General features: G+C 56.3%; 15 protein-coding genes. 6 read left to right on the top strand and 9 right to left on the bottom strand.

The window, feature by feature from the left end; translation table 11 throughout:
* Positions 1 to 17 precede the first annotated feature (17 nt).
* Positions 18 to 3,179: a TonB-dependent receptor gene (locus ACIX8_RS11735; protein WP_014265555.1), complete on the bottom strand. Its 3,162-nt coding sequence runs from the start codon at positions 3,177 to 3,179 to the stop codon at positions 18 to 20.
* Positions 3,180 to 3,513: 334 nt separating this feature from the next.
* Between ACIX8_RS11735 and bioB the strand changes: the two genes are divergently transcribed.
* The 4 genes from bioB (at position 3,514) to alkB (ending at position 6,514) form a co-directional block, all read left to right on the top strand.
* Complete coding sequence (bioB, locus tag ACIX8_RS11730) at positions 3,514 to 4,443, top strand: biotin synthase BioB (RefSeq protein WP_014265554.1); 930 nt, start codon at positions 3,514 to 3,516, stop codon at positions 4,441 to 4,443.
* Between the two features lie 15 nt (positions 4,444 to 4,458).
* On the top strand, positions 4,459 to 4,932 hold the full coding sequence (locus ACIX8_RS11725; RefSeq protein ID WP_223295524.1) for a DUF1772 domain-containing protein: 474 nt from the start codon (positions 4,459 to 4,461) through the stop codon (positions 4,930 to 4,932).
* Between the two features lie 144 nt (positions 4,933 to 5,076).
* On the top strand, positions 5,077 to 5,850 hold the full coding sequence (locus ACIX8_RS11720; RefSeq protein ID WP_014265552.1) for a 2OG-Fe(II) oxygenase: 774 nt from the start codon (positions 5,077 to 5,079) through the stop codon (positions 5,848 to 5,850).
* Positions 5,851 to 5,860: 10 nt separating this feature from the next.
* On the top strand, positions 5,861 to 6,514 hold the full coding sequence (gene alkB, locus ACIX8_RS11715) for a DNA oxidative demethylase AlkB (protein WP_014265551.1): 654 nt from the start codon (positions 5,861 to 5,863) through the stop codon (positions 6,512 to 6,514).
* A gap of 385 nt (positions 6,515 to 6,899) precedes the next feature.
* On the opposite strand, the gene ACIX8_RS11710 is transcribed toward alkB, so the two are convergent.
* From ACIX8_RS11710 to ACIX8_RS11685, 6 genes are all read right to left on the bottom strand, one after another.
* The gene (locus tag ACIX8_RS11710) at positions 6,900 to 7,484 is read right to left on the bottom strand and encodes a KdsC family phosphatase (protein ID WP_014265550.1); all 585 of its coding nucleotides are present in this window, start codon (positions 7,482 to 7,484) and stop codon (positions 6,900 to 6,902) included.
* Positions 7,485 to 7,559: 75 nt separating this feature from the next.
* Complete coding sequence (locus tag ACIX8_RS11705) at positions 7,560 to 8,363, bottom strand: family 1 encapsulin nanocompartment shell protein (RefSeq protein ID WP_014265549.1); 804 nt, start codon at positions 8,361 to 8,363, stop codon at positions 7,560 to 7,562.
* Positions 8,356 to 9,414: a Dyp-type peroxidase gene (locus ACIX8_RS11700; RefSeq protein WP_044178482.1), complete on the bottom strand. Its 1,059-nt coding sequence runs from the start codon at positions 9,412 to 9,414 to the stop codon at positions 8,356 to 8,358. Before ACIX8_RS11700 ends, ACIX8_RS11705 begins: the two co-directional genes overlap by 8 nt.
* A gap of 203 nt (positions 9,415 to 9,617) precedes the next feature.
* Entirely contained in the window at positions 9,618 to 10,394 is a 777-nt protein-coding gene (locus tag ACIX8_RS11695) for a helix-turn-helix domain-containing protein (RefSeq protein ID WP_014265547.1), read from the bottom strand.
* A 51-nt stretch (positions 10,395 to 10,445) separates the two neighbouring features.
* Positions 10,446 to 10,835, bottom strand: coding sequence for a hypothetical protein (locus ACIX8_RS11690; RefSeq protein WP_014265546.1), 390 nt, complete (start codon positions 10,833 to 10,835; stop codon positions 10,446 to 10,448).
* 107 nt (positions 10,836 to 10,942) lie between these two features.
* Positions 10,943 to 11,527 carry a TetR/AcrR family transcriptional regulator gene (locus ACIX8_RS11685; protein WP_014265545.1) on the bottom strand — a complete coding sequence of 195 codons (585 nt, stop codon included), beginning with the start codon at positions 11,525 to 11,527 and terminating at the stop codon, positions 10,943 to 10,945.
* Positions 11,528 to 11,680: 153 nt separating this feature from the next.
* Here ACIX8_RS11685 and ACIX8_RS11680 point away from each other — a divergent pair, with 153 nt between their 5' ends.
* Together ACIX8_RS11680 and ACIX8_RS11675 are read left to right on the top strand one after the other, a co-directional pair.
* Complete coding sequence (locus tag ACIX8_RS11680) at positions 11,681 to 12,658, top strand: SDR family NAD(P)-dependent oxidoreductase (RefSeq protein ID WP_014265544.1); 978 nt, start codon at positions 11,681 to 11,683, stop codon at positions 12,656 to 12,658.
* 411 nt (positions 12,659 to 13,069) lie between these two features.
* Positions 13,070 to 13,807, top strand: coding sequence for a helix-turn-helix domain-containing protein (locus ACIX8_RS11675; RefSeq protein WP_014265543.1), 738 nt, complete (start codon positions 13,070 to 13,072; stop codon positions 13,805 to 13,807).
* A 182-nt stretch (positions 13,808 to 13,989) separates the two neighbouring features.
* Here the strand turns inward: ACIX8_RS11675 and ACIX8_RS11670 are convergent, their stop codons facing one another.
* Entirely contained in the window at positions 13,990 to 14,559 is a 570-nt protein-coding gene (locus tag ACIX8_RS11670) for a hypothetical protein (protein WP_014265542.1), read from the bottom strand.
* Positions 14,556 to 15,335, bottom strand: a complete 780-nt coding sequence (locus tag ACIX8_RS11665) for a hypothetical protein (protein WP_014265541.1) — start codon at positions 15,333 to 15,335, stop codon at positions 14,556 to 14,558. Before ACIX8_RS11665 ends, ACIX8_RS11670 begins: the two co-directional genes overlap by 4 nt.
* Positions 15,336 to 15,375 lie beyond the last annotated feature (40 nt).

The following is a 15,375-nucleotide window of genomic DNA, read 5'->3' as shown; positions in this document are numbered from 1 at the left end:
TTGCCGTCCCTTACCGATTAGAAGTGCAACTTCAACGCGACCTGCATTGAACGCGACCCACCGAGCTGGTAGATCGAGCTCAGTCCGCCCAACTGGCTGCCGAGCGTGGTGTAAGCCTGGCCGAAGAGCGCTCCACTATCGAGAGAGTTGTAGATGGAGCCAAAGCTCGGATGGTTGAAGATGTTATAGGCCTCGGCACGGAACTGAAGCCCCACACGTCCAGTGAATGGGAAGTCACGACGAAGCGTCATATCCGCCTGAACGGCATCAAAACCTCTCGCCGAATTCCGGCCTGCATCGCCCTCGACGACATTGCCGTTGGCACCGTCCTTCTCTTTGAAAGCCAGAGGATTAATCTGACGGCCTGTCGGAGCAATCGGGTTGAAGATATAGAGGGGATTCGAAAGGTCCCGGTCCGGATGAAAATGGATTCCCTGTCCTGAGCCGCTGTCGACTGTGGTCTTCGAGAACACATCGACAGGAAGAGCAGAGCGCGCGGAGACTCTGGCATCCAGCGACCAGTGTTTCAAAGCATACGAGAGCCACGGATTATCGTAGTGTCCTGGAACCTCATAAGAGAGCGCGGCCTGGAAGTTGTTGCGGATGTCGAAGTCCGAAGGCCCACGTTCCAATTCGTAGATCGTAAAGTTGGTGCTGGCATCGTCGAGCGAGTGCGACCAGGTATAGGCGAGCAAGCCCTGAAACCCATGCGAAAGCGTGCGCTGAAAGCGAACCTGGAGTGACTGATAATCAGCGCTGGCGCGGTTCGTGGTCAGGTACAGTCCGTTGCCGGAGATGAAGTTCGGATTCCCCAGCAGGTCCGGGCTATAGAAGTTCTGCGTAAGCAGGCGGCGCGAGGCCGACGCCACGTAATTGACGTTCAGCGTCTGCTGCTCGCCAAGCTGCTGCTCTACCGCAGCGTTCCATTGCAGCGTATACGGAGCCTTGAGATGAGGATCGAAGCCCCAGACAGCCACGTTGTAAGGTGGGTTCGCATTCGGCTGAGGGACACTGTCGATCTGCGCGGTCGTCAATGGAAACGAATCTCCATTGAAGGATTTGAATCCCGTAGTACCCACGCCATAGTAGCCATCCGCCGCGAGTTGCGTGCCTGTGTCGTAGAAGAGGCCCGCACCCGCGCGCAGCACTGTCCCGCTTCCCCGCCCGCTATGCACCTGATACGCAGCTCCCAGCCGAGGCGCAAAGTTAGTGTAGACCGTCTGCCACAGAGGAGTTCCCTTCGGCGCAAGCTTCACGGTAGCAAGATCGGTGATCTGGTCGACGGTATAAGGCGTATTGCCATTGGCATCATGCGGTGCCGGATTCAGCTCCCAGCGCACACCATAGGAGAGGCTCAGGCGATCATTCACCTTCCACTCATCCTGCACGAAGAGCGAGGTGTTCGGGTACACGGCCTTCATGTTGATCGTCTGTTTGTACATGTTGATGCCGTCCGCATGGTTCGCGAGCACCGAGGCCTCGCTGTAATAGAACCCCACCTCCCAAAGCGGCGGCAGCTCTTCGGAGACGACCAGCCTGCGATAGTCCACGCCGTACTTCAGATTGTGCCGTCCAAGAGTGTGCGTAAAGGTGTCGACAACATTCACCTGCCTCTCGCGATTCGACTGCGGCTCCAGCAGGTAGTAGGGATAGAGATCATAGAAGAGGAAGAACGTAAGCCAGCTATTCGATTGCAAGCCCGGGACGCCTGACAGATTGAGCGGCGTTGCGCCACCGAAGTTGTCGAGCGTGCGCGAAGATTTGTAATCGTCACCCGTGACATTGAATCGAAATTCATTGTCCAACTTCGACGTCAACACACTCGTCGCGCCGAGCGTGACCGTCTTCACGTTGATGATGGTAGCGTTCACCTGTGCCAGGTCGGTTGGCTGGCGGGCCGTGCTGTTGGAGGGCGAATCGCTGTAGCGACCGAAGATCTTGAACTTGTCGCTGAAGCTATGGTCGATCCGGATGCTGCTGGTATCGATCGAGCTTGGCGCACTATAGCCAGCCGTGTAGTACGACAACCCATTGCCGTTATCCCGTTGCGTTGATACGGGAAAGGACGCGAGAAACGGCTGCAACGCTGCCGGAGCGTTTTGCCGCAGGAAGGTGCTCGGCACCTCGTAGAGCTGCGAGGGCGTTGGGTTGGTCAGACGCAGCCCTTCGTAGGAAAAGAAGAAGAAGGTCTTGTCGCGGCCGTTGTAGAGATGGGGAATGTCGATGAAGCCGCCGAGCGTGCCGCCGAAATCGTTCTGACGTAAGGCCTGCTTTGCAATCGGCGGAGTGTTTGTATATCCGTTGAACCAGTTGTTCGCATCGAGCGCGTCGTTGCGAAGATAGTCGAACGCCGTGCCGTGATATTGGTTTGTGCCGGATCGCGTCTGAAAGGAAAACTGTCCGCCGGGGTTGCGGCCGTACTCTGCCGAATACGTTGAGGTTGTCGCGCGAAACTCCTGCAACGCATCGATCGATACCAGGCTCTGCGTCGTTCCCAACGCCGTCTCCCCCGGCGTCGCGCCGCCGAAGCCGGCGCCAGTAAATCCCGAGGAGGAGACGCTGGCTCCAATGTTCGCGCTCACACCATCCACCGTGAAGTAATTCGCCTCGGTGCGCTGGCCGTTCACGCTGAGTTCCCCGCTCTGACCAACTCCCTGCGAAGGAACGATCAGGACTCCGGGCGCGAGCGTCATGAGCGACTGAAAGCTTCTGCCGTTGAGCGGAAGATTTTCGACAAACTGCCGGTCGATCACCGTGCTCACGCTGGCATCGGTCGTATTCAGGGTGATGCCGCTCCCATCGACGGTAACGGATTGGTTGACCGCTCCCGGATGCAGGACAAAGTCCAGCGATATCTTGCTGGCGATATTGAGCTTCAGATTTTGGATGATCTCCGTCTCGAAGTTCGGGGCCTGCACGGTGATCTGGTAGACGCCGGGGAGAAGCGAGGGTGCCAGATATCGGCCATCACCATTCGATTTCGTCTCCCACTTCCCCTGCGTCGCATTGTTGACGATCTCGACCGATGCCCCCTGAATGATGGCTTTGGAGGGGTCAGTGACCGTGCCTGCAATTTGAGCGCTCTGCCCCCAGACCGACTGTGGCGCGAGGACAATGAGAAGAGACAGCAGGAAAAAAACATGCAGAATACGTAATCGAAGGGGAAAACGGCCAGCCATGGAAAAACCTTTCTTGATACGAGGCTGACGGATTCTTATATCCTGTCGAAAGTCGTCAGCCTTCGGGTTGTCGATCTCCGGACCCTCGCGGCGCTTCGCCAAAAAGACTGCCGCGGGGGTTCTTGTGCTTCTTTTCAGGGGTCTTGGAGCCTCCCCTCTAAACTACGACACTTTCAGTCCTATATCAATCTGCATTGCCATCTCGGCGGAGAATGGAAGGACTTCTGTTCGCACAGGAAGAATTTATAATTTAGAAATTAAACTATCTAGCACCGTACCAAACCATCCTTGTGCTCGCAGCAAGCTAACCCGATCATCTTCTTTGAGGTGATACATGCTTGCTGAACACAGACCTGAAAGTTCAGGTTCGCTCTATCGAATGCCGCTGCTTGAACTTATTTCCCTCGCACATCAGGTTCATCTCGAGCATCACAATCTGTCGGATATCCAGAAGTGCGTCCTGCTCTCGATCAAAACCGGCGGCTGTCCCGAGGACTGCGGCTATTGTTCGCAGTCTGCTCACCATCAAACGGGTTTGGAGCGTCAGGCACTTCTCTCGATTCAGGATGTACGCGCGGCTGCACTGCGCGCACGGGAACAAGGCGCCCAGAGATTCTGCATGGGAGCTGCCTGGCGCAGTGCACCCTCTGGCGAATCGTTTGAACATGTACTGGGGTTCATTCGAGAGGTAAAGAGCTTAGGCCTGGAGGCCTGCGCCACATTGGGCATGCTTACACCCGAACAGGCGAAGCTGTTGAAAGAGGCCGGGTTGGATGCCTACAACCACAACCTCGATACCAGCCGGGAGTTTTACGGCAACGTCATTACAACGCGCACCTTTGATGATCGTCTTCGAACGATTCAATCCGTGCGAGAGGCAGGAATCACTGTTTGCAGTGGAGGCATCCTCGGACTCGGCGAAAGTGACGAGGATCGTTGTCGTCTTTTGACCGAACTCGCGAGCATGAACCCACAGCCCGAATCGGTCCCCATTAATTTACTCGTACCGGTTCAGGGCACCCCCTTGGAACACGTGGCACCAGTAAGCAGTACGGTGCTGATCAGGACGATTGCCGTGGCGCGTATCCTGATGCCAAAAGCTCGGATTCGGCTTTCGGCTGGACGCTTATCCCTGAATCGAGAGGCCCAGTTACTAGCTTTTTTCGCCGGTGCAAACTCTATCTTCATGGGTGACAAGCTCCTGACGACTCCAAACGTCTCGAAGGATGAAGATGAGAGTTTGTTTGCCGAGATCGGCGTTTGACGCCAGGGATGTGTGGTGGCGACAATAGGCGTCACGATGAAGACATGGGAGTTGATCAGCATTGTTCTCCTGGCATTAATGGCCGGGATGTTCCACGGTCCCTGGGCTGCGTTGAGCCGGTCGATGAGTACCTTCACACCTGAAGTCTTCCTCGCGATCGTAGACCGGATGAATCGCAACATGGCACCCGTGATGACCGTCCTGATGCCGGCATCGCTCTTGTCGATCGTCCCGGTACTGATCCTCTCGTATCACGAGAGGCCTCTGACCTTTGCCCTCAGCGCAACAGCGCTCGTTCTCTTTATCGTTGCGCTGCTTGTGACAATACTGGTTGAAGTTCCTATCGTTGAAGAGATCGCAACATGGACCGTTTCCACTCTTCCCGCCGACTGGCAGCAGCTTCGCGATCGTTGGCTCAGGTTTCATCTCATCCGAGTGATTGCCGGGCTCGCGAGCCTTGTCCTACTCGTAGTCGGAGCAATCTTCTAACCTCACACAGGATCCCGAGTCTTTGAAGCCGGACCGATCTCTTTCGCCGATCGTTTGAGAGTTCCAGCGCAAGAAACGGAGTGAGATGAAGCGCTGAAGCCGCTAACCTCCTGAGAGCGCTTCCAACGGAAGCGGGAGGCACACATGAACACCTTATTCGCAGAAGAACTTCAAGCAGCCGGAGAATCCAGAGCAGACTCGATTCCCTTCCAGGGAGCTGCCGAACGTATCAGCACGCTCGATTGGCCTCAGATTGGCAAGGAGCTAGACGCACAAGGGAGCACCGTGTTGCAAGGCCTCCTCTCCACGGACGAATGCAAAGCGATCGCGTCCCTTTACCCGGAAGAATCGATCTTCCGTAGTCGCGTCATCATGGGGCGACACGGCTTCGGCCGAGGCGAATACAAATATTTCAGCTATCCTCTCCCTTCGATCATTCATGGCCTCCGCACCGCGCTCTATTCCTGGCTCGCTCCAGTAGCGAATCGCTGGAACGAAGCCATGGGGATCGAGGTGCGCTATCCAGAGCGCCACGTCGATTTCATTCAGCGATGCCACGACGCAGGACAACAACGCCCGACGCCGCTACTCCTGCAGTACGGTCCCGGCGATTACAACTGTCTCCACCAGGACCTCTATGGAGAGCACGTCTTTCCGATTCAGGTAGCGATCCTGCTCTCCGAGCCGCAGCAGGATTTCACCGGGGGAGAATTCGTACTCACGGAGCAGAGGCCCCGCATGCAGTCGCGACCGGAGGTCGTTCCGCTTCGCCAGGGCGTTGCGGTAGCCTTTGCGGTGCACCACAGGCCCGTGCAGGGCACACGAGGCATCTATCGCGTCAACCTTCGCCACGGGGTCAGTCGCCTGCGTTCAGGCCAACGGCATACCGTCGGCATCATATTCCACGATGCCAGCTAAGGAGCACAGCATGACGCCGACTCTCTTCGATCACCTCGAACAACAGGAGCCCTTGAGCAAGGAGCTTGGCCCCGGAACAGCGCTCCTGCGTGGCCTCGCGCAGGACCACGAAGCCCTCATCATGGAAGCTTTGTTTGCCGTGGCGGCAGAGTCCCCTTTCCGGCATATGGTCACGCCAGGAGGCTTCCGAATGTCCGTGGCGATGACCAACTGCGGAGCTCTCGGCTGGGTCACAGACAGCAAGGGATATCGCTATGCCTCTATGGACCCGGAAACCGGCGGTCCATGGCCTGCCATGCCAAAGGTCTTCATGGACCTGGCGCAGCAGGCAGCCACGCTGGCCGGCTATCCGACCTTCATCCCGGACGCTTGCCTCATCAACCGCTACGAGCCTGGTGCACGGCTTACGCTGCATCAGGACAAGAATGAAAATGACTTCGCAGAACCCATCGTGTCCGTGTCACTCGGACTTCCCGCCGTCTTCCTGTTTGGAGGGCTGGAGAGATCCGACAAAACCATTCGGCTGCCGATAGTTCATGGCGACGTGCTGGTTTGGGGAGGGCCGGCGCGGCTGTGCTATCACGGCATCAACCCGCTCAAGAAGGGGTCTCATCCAGCAACCGGCGGATACCGATTCAATCTCACCTTCCGCAAGGCAGGCTGAAGCCCCTGGGTTGTGCGTGGCGAATCGAAAACACCAACGAATCACATATCTTGTTCCCCATAGGAACGTCATCCTGAGCGGAGCACCTCGCGCTTTTTGCGAGGTGCAGAGTCGAAGGACCCCGAAGGACTTCATCTCACCCAGGCTGTTAGGACCTTTTCCAGTACGAGCGTCCAGGCTCGATCTCTCGAGGTAGAAAAGCTCCAAAGGGCATAGGCAAGAGATCACCCCTCGGGGTCCTTCCACTACGCGTCCCCAAAGGCCGGGACGCTCCGCTCAGGATGACGCGTCTGTGGGGAAACAAAGAACAAAAGCTATGCGTGCAGCGAGTTTGGCTGCGGTCTAAAATCGGGGTCTCCGATTGGTTAGACAACTACCTAGCCAGCTAAGCAAGCGCCAGAGGTACAGCCTCTTCCCAACGCCCCTGCGCCTTCAGGATCAGTTCTATGACCTCACGAGCGGCGCCACGCCCTGCCAGCTGCTGGGTGGTGAAATGACACACTGCCTTCAGCTCAGGAGCACCATCCGCCACGCACACCCCTAAACCAGCTCGCCGCGCCAAAGGAATATCCGGCAGATCGTCACCCATATAGGCGACTTCTTCTTCGCTAACGCCTGCCCTTTGCAGGCACTCCTCGAAGGCGGCGGTCTTCTTCGCCTGCCCCAGGTACACAAAGGGAACCTTTAGTTCGGCTGCGCGTCGGGCTACTGCCGGAGAAGATCTACCAGTGATGAAACCCGTCTGAATCCCCATCGTGTGGGCGAGGGAAAGTCCTTGTCCATCCTTCGCGCTAAATACCTTCATCTCGGAGACAATCGGATCGCCAGAGCCGTCGGCGGACGTCGTAGAAATCAGGCAGACGCCGCCATCAGTCAGCGTGCCATCTACGTCCATCAGGAAGAGTTTGATCTTACGGGCGCGGGCCAACACATCTGGCGAAGCAAGAGACGCAAGGGATAGATCAGACATGGAACGATTCTAATGCAGCTCTCGTGGCTCGTTCCGCACTTCATCCTTTGCGAAACGAGCCCGAATGCTATGCGCCTAAGCAGACGGTGCGAGCACAACCGACGCTTCGCTCGTCAGCACTCGAAACGTGAAGCTCTCTTGCAGGTAAAGACGGACGACGGAATCCGTGTGGCTGAGATAACCGATGGACACATCCTGTCCGATATTGAGTTCGAAGTCGCCACCACGCGTCGTCAACACGAACGCGCCCTCTATGGCCGGAGCCCAGATGAGATTGCCATCAACGATGCGCTTCACGTGTTCGAGAATGGGATAGCCGTGGTCACGGGTCTCCGCGAGCTCCGTATAGGCCTTGGCTCCGAGCAGTACCGAGTACGGCCCATTCACACCGACAAGACGCAACTGGCTCAACGCCTGAGCCACGGCATCCGGGTAGTCCCGCACATCGCTGGGAAGAGTCATCGCCGGATTGCTGCTGCCTTCGCGGATACCCTGGATGTTCGCCGCACTATAGCCATTGAAGATGGCCCGATCCTCAGCGAAGGCAATCTTCTGGGCTGCATCCTTCGCCGGCTGCCAGTCGGAGTCATCAGAGCCACGCTCAACGTCATCGATCGCTTCGCGCGTCAGCTCGAAAGGAACCCGCAACTCTACAAGGGCCTTTACCTCGCGCTGCCTTGCAATGATGTCTTCCGCCGGTGGAGCGATCGACAGCAGATGGCCCGTGCCAACCGCCGGCAAACCAATCCCATTAGGAGTCGGTACATCGACAACACGCCGGCCGGCGAGATAGCGCTTGAGTGTTCGAGTCGTCTCTTCTTCAATCTGCGCCCACGCTGCGTCAGAGACGGGTGCCAACTCCCGATGGAGGTTATTCATTTCGTTCTCCTCTAAGGGATCCTATCCCAAGTGATGTATCGCCCACAGTTGTCGTAGAAGACGGCTCAGAGACCACCGGCGGCGTCGCGATGGCCGCTGCAGCAGGCTCTTCTTCCCCGGCGCCTTCAAGAAAAGTTGCCGAAGGCGCAAAGAACAGGCCTCCTGTAACCGCCTTGCTAAAGTCCAGCAGCCGGTCATAGTTTCCCGGCGGACGGCCCACGAACATATTCTCGAGCATCAACTCAGTGATGCGTGGCGTCCGGCTGTAGCCGATGAAGTACGTACCGAACTCGCCACGGCCAGGCTGCCCAAAGGGCATGTTGTCGCGCAGAATCTTGACCTCTTTGCCGTTTTCCACGACGACGGTCAAAGCGCTATGAGCCGAAGTCGGTTTTGCAGAATCATCCAGCTCGATGTCCGACAGTTTCTTGCGGCCGATGATCCGCTCCTGCGCCTCGGTCGAAAGCGTATTCCACCCCTTCATATCGTGAAGGTACTTCTGGACAAGGACATAGCTGCCGCCTGCAAACGCAGCATCCTCTTCGCCAACCAGCGCGGATTCAAGAGCAAGAGTACCCCTTGGATTCTCCGTGCCGTCGACAAAGCCGATCAGGTCGCGGTCCTCGAAGTATCGAAAGCCCTGGACCTCATCGGCAACCGTCACCGCATCGCCGATGCGCTCCATGATCTGCGTGGCCAACTCGAAACAGATATCCATTCGCCCGGCACGAATGTGAAACAGCACATCGCTCGGCGTAGCGATGGCATGACGATCGCCCGCATGAAACTCACGGAAGGGATGCAACTCTGCGGGACGAGGCCTGCCGAAGAGCCGATCCCAGGCATTCGATCCGAACCCCACAATGCAGGTGAGCCCGGCATCGATGTCGCGGAACTCCACGGCCCGAATCAGCCCGGCGATATCGCCGCAAAAAGAGCGTATGGCGGCATAGCTCTCAGCATCTGGCTTCACGGTAACGACAAGGAAGATCGCCGCGCGTGTGAGCGGCCCAAGAACTGGCTGCGGAATTGGATCTGGTGCGTTCGCCATCGTCATCCGGCTCGTCTCAATCTATTTTGGTTTTGCTTCATCATTTCTTTCCCCACCTGCTACGTATCTATGTAAAAAATACGAACCAGAGACGATCGGCATCGTTGAAATGCTTCACAGAATCTACGGTATCACCGAGATGCGATTCTCCAGAAAGCTAGAAAACCATTTGCCACGTAGCCGTGAATTGGATTCCCTTCTCACTATTCAACTGGGAACATGCTCTCGATCCGAAGCTCCTGCGCTGTGATGTCTTGCGGTAAACCCACCGTCGATATCATCGAGAAGTATGAAATTCTCTCGCTACCTCGAACAAAGGTGATCGGCAAAACCGGAGCTTCACTCTTCCGAGGTACGCTTAGCTCCTCGACTCCCGGATACTTCCTCAAGTGGCCCAGTAGTTCGATCGTTCTGGCATCGGTGACATGTCCAACAGCCTCCCGATAGACGCGCTGCAACAATCCCAATGCAACCTCGTCCCAGTTCTCTATGAACGGCCTTATGCCATCGGGGTCGAACATGAGATCGAGAAGATTTCTAGGCTTCGGCCTTTCGGAGAGGTTTACAAAGGAACCAAAGAAACGTGCTGAAGCCTCATTCGTCTTCAGCACGTTCCAGTATCGATCCATCACAATGGCTGGGTGCGGTTCATGCTGCCTCAACATAAGATCGATCACCCTTGTAACGACGGCCATCTCCGGAGCATCCCAGGTACTTTCGAGATAGACCGGCGCGTACCCTGACGCAAGCAGCAGAACATTCTGTTCACGAAGAGGAACATCCAAGGTCTTCGCCAGACTAAGAAGTAATTCCCTGCTGGGAACACTGCGGCCGCTTTCCACAAAGCTGATATGCCGTTGAGAAACGCCAGTGTCCAGAGATAAATCGAGCTGGCTCTTGCCTCGCTGCCGTCTCCAGTAGCGCAGCAAGTCGCCTAACTCCTGTTCCGACTGCTGCATCATTTGCGTTGAAGAGTTCATTGGGTACTATCCTGACATCCAGTCATTGGCAATTACAGCATGTACCGTGCACTAGAACTGAACCGGCCCTACCGATCCTATCCAGCTACGCACCTTGGATGGCTCTCCCTCGTCCATATAAAAGAAGTGGGTCATGGTGGGCTTTACCGTGGGTTTGCTGCTGTCGTTGGGCTTCATCGTGACGATGCCGCGAAAGATCTTGAGCAAGCCGCCATCCCAATATTCCACCACGTCGTGATGTGCCGTGAACCCTGTGTCGATGAAGGCGCGAAGGTTTTCACGAATCGTCTCACGTCCATTCCACTCAGCGACCCCAAGGCGGCATGTCGCATCCTCTACAAAGCAGTCAAAACCTTTGCCAAAGGTTTTGTCGTCGATCTCTTTCCAGAAGGCCAGCAACCATTCCGGTGGTGCGCTCTTTGTGATGGTTAGAGTTGTCATTGCATTCTCCAGAGTTGATATTGATCTGCTACTGCCTCAATATCGCCCCTCTCGAAATAGCTCGCAATTACCTCCCAGGTAATCGCGCGGTCGCCACAGCGAACGACTTAGACAGTCGACCGTGACCCCAGAATCAGAATCTCCACGAGCCTTTTCGCGCTCTGCGGCCAATCCGGAGTGGACGCCACATAGGAGACGCCGACCAGAGCACGAAGCAAATCCATTGGCTCTAGATCCAGGCGTATCTCGCCGGTCTCGATCGCGCGCTCGACCAGCGCTGTAATCGCTCCTACGACCAACCCGGTAGTTGCCTCATACAGCTTGGACGGCCCACCCACAACCGTATTGAGAGCCGGCGCGATGAGCTGCTTCGCCGCGATGTAGTCGACGAACAGCAACATCCAGGCGCGCAAGGCCTCGACCGGTGGCATGGTCCTGGCAAACTCTTTCTCTGCTGCCGCCAGCTTCTCTACCTCGGTCCGATACACCGCCTCCAGCAGAGCGTCACGTGTCGGAAAATGACGGTAGAGGGTTCCCGCTCCAACCCCTGCCTGCTTCGCGATATCGTCCAGGCTGGTGTCCGCGCCCGAACGGGTAAAGGCTTCTTTGGCCACCTCCAGAATGCGTTCGCGATTGCGCTGCGCATCGGCGCGCGGTCTTCGAGGTACGGACTCTGAACGTTTCGTAGCCATGTCAAAATATTTGCAACCGGAGAGAGCCTCCGGTTATCTACTATTACGGAGAGACTCTCCGCTTTATTTTAGCAAGGGCTGTTTGGCGCGAAGAACCTGCGCAGCCCTCTTGAAGTGTTCCACAAAACCCAGAAGAAGAACCAGGAGAAGAAAATGGCGAATGTATTCGGTGCGACCTCAACAACGGAAGATGTGCTGTCAGGCGTAAAGCTCGACGGCAAACGCATACTGGTTACAGGTGTCTCCGCCGGAATCGGCGTGGAAACCGCGCGCACGCTCGCTGCCCATGGAGCGCATGTGGTCGGTGCGGCGCGGGACCTGAAGAAAGCAGAAGCCGCCACCACTCAGGTTCGAGAGGATGCCGCAGCCCACGGCGGAAGCTTCGAGCTCATTGAGCTCGATCTCTCCAACCTCAAGAGCGTTCGTGCAAGCGCCGACGCGCTGCTGGCAAAGGGTGAACCCTTCGACGTGATCATCGCCAATGCCGGAGTCATGGCGACGCCGTTCGGCCATACTGCAGACGGTTTTGAGACACAGTTCGGCACCAATCACCTGGGCCACTTTGTCTTCATCAATCGGATCGCGCCGCTGCTCCGTGCAGGTGGGCGCCTGATCAACCTCGCCTCTTCCGGTCATCGCTTCTCGAACGTCGACCTCGACGACCCGAACTTCGAGCGCACACCCTATGAACCCTTCGTCGCCTACGGTCGCTCAAAGACGGCAAACATCCTGTTCTCCGTCGAGTTTGACCGCCGGCATAAGGAGCGGGGCGTACGCGCGGCAGCCGTCCATCCCGGCGGCATCTATACGGAGCTGGGCCGCCACATGGAGCCAGGTAGCCTTGAGGCAATGCTCGATCACATAAATCAGCAGCTTGCAGCGGAAGGCAAGGGACCTTTCGAATTCAAGACAGTCCCCCAGGGCGCGGCAACCTCGGTCTGGGCAGGCATCGTCGCTCCGGCAGAAGAGATGGGCGGACAATACTGCGAGAACTGCCACGTTGGCAAGGCTGTAGCGGATGACGTAATGATCAGCCCCGCCAGCGAGGGAGTACGAGGGTATGCGCTCGATCCCAAGAATGCTGCGGCGCTCTGGAAGAAGAGCGAAGAACTGGTCGGAGAGTCGTTCTAACGATCTGCACCTGTCATCGCGAGGAGCAGGTACTGTGCAACGAGCAGTGTAACGGCCAAAGTGAAGCGGGTGAGAATACAGATTCTCACCCGCTTCGCTTTGCGTGTGGTCAGGCAGCTTTATCATCCTGTGCTACAACCGGAAGCGTTCTCAAGGGAGGCGAAAAGAGAACGCAGAACGCCATAACACCGTCACATGCGCTACACTGCTCCCAACTGAAACAAAAACGGCAATCCGGTTTTCTTGAACTGATTGATATCTTTGGGCTATTTCCCAGGAGTGAAATTCGTGAATTCTACGGTGGTCAGTCTTCCCTGTTTGGATGGCATCTGCTTCGCAAAGTGGATTGTCATTGCAACGAACAACATGGAAGATGAATCATCCCCGGTTGCGTTTCCGGAGAGGTGATACATGGATGGAATAGGCGTTAAACTTCGTTCGGCCCGCAATCAATGGGGTCTTACCTTGAGAGAAGTCGAAGAACGCAGCGGCGCGCTCGCGCAGCAGTCGAACAACTCTGCGTACCGTATCTCAGCCAGTTGGCTCGATCGGATAGAGCGTGAAAATCGCGGATTATCCGCGACTAAGCTGATTGTTCTGGCGCACATCTACGGTCTGAAGACCGATCAGATCCTGGCGCTTTATCCGGAAACAAACGAGCCCGCCACCCCCCAGCTCGCTCCTGCCTCCAGTCCGAATTCGACTCATCTGTTGCTGGAAGGTCCTCTGGAGGAGCATGCCAGACTCTTGCTTCCTGAAACATTAGTGACCGATCCTCCGCCCCAGGACACCATGCTTCTTCCTCCCGACAAAACAGTGATGCCGATCCATTACCGGCGCGGGATCATCGGCCAACGGGACCGCACCATGGATCCGATGATTCTCCCGGGATCGATTGTCTTGATCGACACGCAGAAGCGTGCGATTGGCAGCAGGAGGGACTGGACCAACGAGTTCAACCGCCCCATTTATTTTTTATTCACACGAACGGGTTATCTCTGCGGCTTCTGCGATCTTGACAAGCTGTCTGAGTGGTTGACGCTGGTACCCCACATGCTGTCCTTCGAAACCAACAAACGATTGCGCTATAAGCACGAAGTTGAAGTCATTGGCACAGTCGCTGGAATCTTCTCCCGGCGTCTCGCCTGAACGAGTGTTCCAGGCAATGCGCGACTAGTGCATAGAGAATAGCTTAGCCAGAAGCAGCACGCGGCACCCCATCACAGCCCAGGGCTTCGCCCTGGGCTGTGATGCGTTCCAGGCAGGGCGCTGTAAGCGCGACCTATCGCTATCACCCCGATAGGTCCCACCATCATCGATCGAAACGAAAGCTATAGAGCTCTCTGTAAATCGGCGAGACCCGGGAAATTGCCGATTTCATAGAGTTCAAGCACGTGACGAGTCATGAGGTAGTAGGTCGCAATGACACGCTGTCCATACTCTGGGAAGACAGACTCAAGCTTCCCTATCTTCGCGGCCCCTCTCAGGCGATCGATGTGCCATTCAATCTCTCTGGCATTCATACGCAGCTGCTCTGCGACGACCAGAGCTTCGGGATACCACTGCTGTACGTAAAAAGCGAGATCGATCAACACGGCACAATTTCGCTTCAGCACCTCAAGGCCATCCAGCCCACCAATCAGGGGCGAGATGCAAGAGGGATCGAGAATGATGTCATCCCCTCCATGCCTCGGGTCACCCGACTCATCGACAAGATCCAACGCGATCAAGGTGATGCTCTCGCGATCGACTGAAGTGAAGCGGGCCAGCAGGCTCTCCCAATTTCCATAAGGAGACTTCGACTTCGGGCGACGGCGATAGAAATGCGCTGCGGTTGCAGTCAGAGCGACAAGAAAGACTGCGACTGCACTGAAAAAGGGAATGGCGCTTGCGTTCATCATGGTCTCCAACTCCTCAGCTCACGGAGGTCATATTCAACTCTTCGCTGCAAAGCAGCGAGTTGTTCCCGCATCTCTTCCGGCAGCTCCAGGGATGCTGGAGCCTCGCGCCAAAGCATGATGATCCAGTACACTTGGCAGGCCAAATAAGACGATATACGAATATAAGACAAATTGGCAGACATTCGTGCGTGATGATCCATTCCCAGGTAACTATGCCCTGCCTCGGTCAATATTCCAATGATCGAGTAGAGCCCAAGGCCCTGCGAGATCCTGGCGACATGAGTCTTCCATGGAAGCCCTACCGTCGCCGAAAGTGCAATCATTCCAACGAAGAGTTCACTCATCAGCACCGAAGAAAAGAAATTTCCCCGGATGAGCACCGCTCGCATCCAGGAATTAGCAGGAGGAGCCGTGAGCCAGGTAAGCGCCGATGCAATGATGATGCTGCCGCCGATCAGCCACCCGAAACTGCCTCGTACGTCTGGAGCCCATTTGCCTAGGGGACGAAAGATATGTGAGGCCAGCTCGTATACTACGCAAAGCTGTAAAGCCAAATCTACCGTACCAAGCGATAAGTAAGCGAGAAGATACTGATGCTTGGTCCCGTAATGGACGATGAAATAGAGGGTAATCGTTCTCACTACGTATTCAGTAATCAGCGTAGTAAAAAACGGAAAAACAGTTGCACGGTGACGAGTCCACAGCACCACCAGCAGTACTGCATGCGCCAAGAAGCCGGCCGCCCAAAATACGAGATCGATGCCTGTCAACTGCATTCAAATCTCTCCAATTGGGCGACCGCTCCCGAGAATAGGC

It is taken from the genome of Granulicella mallensis MP5ACTX8, assembly GCF_000178955.2.
GTDB lineage: Bacteria > Acidobacteriota > Terriglobia > Terriglobales > Acidobacteriaceae > Granulicella > Granulicella mallensis.
Note: the sequence above shows the minus strand (reverse complement) of the source record. Positions and strands in the feature narration are given on the sequence as shown.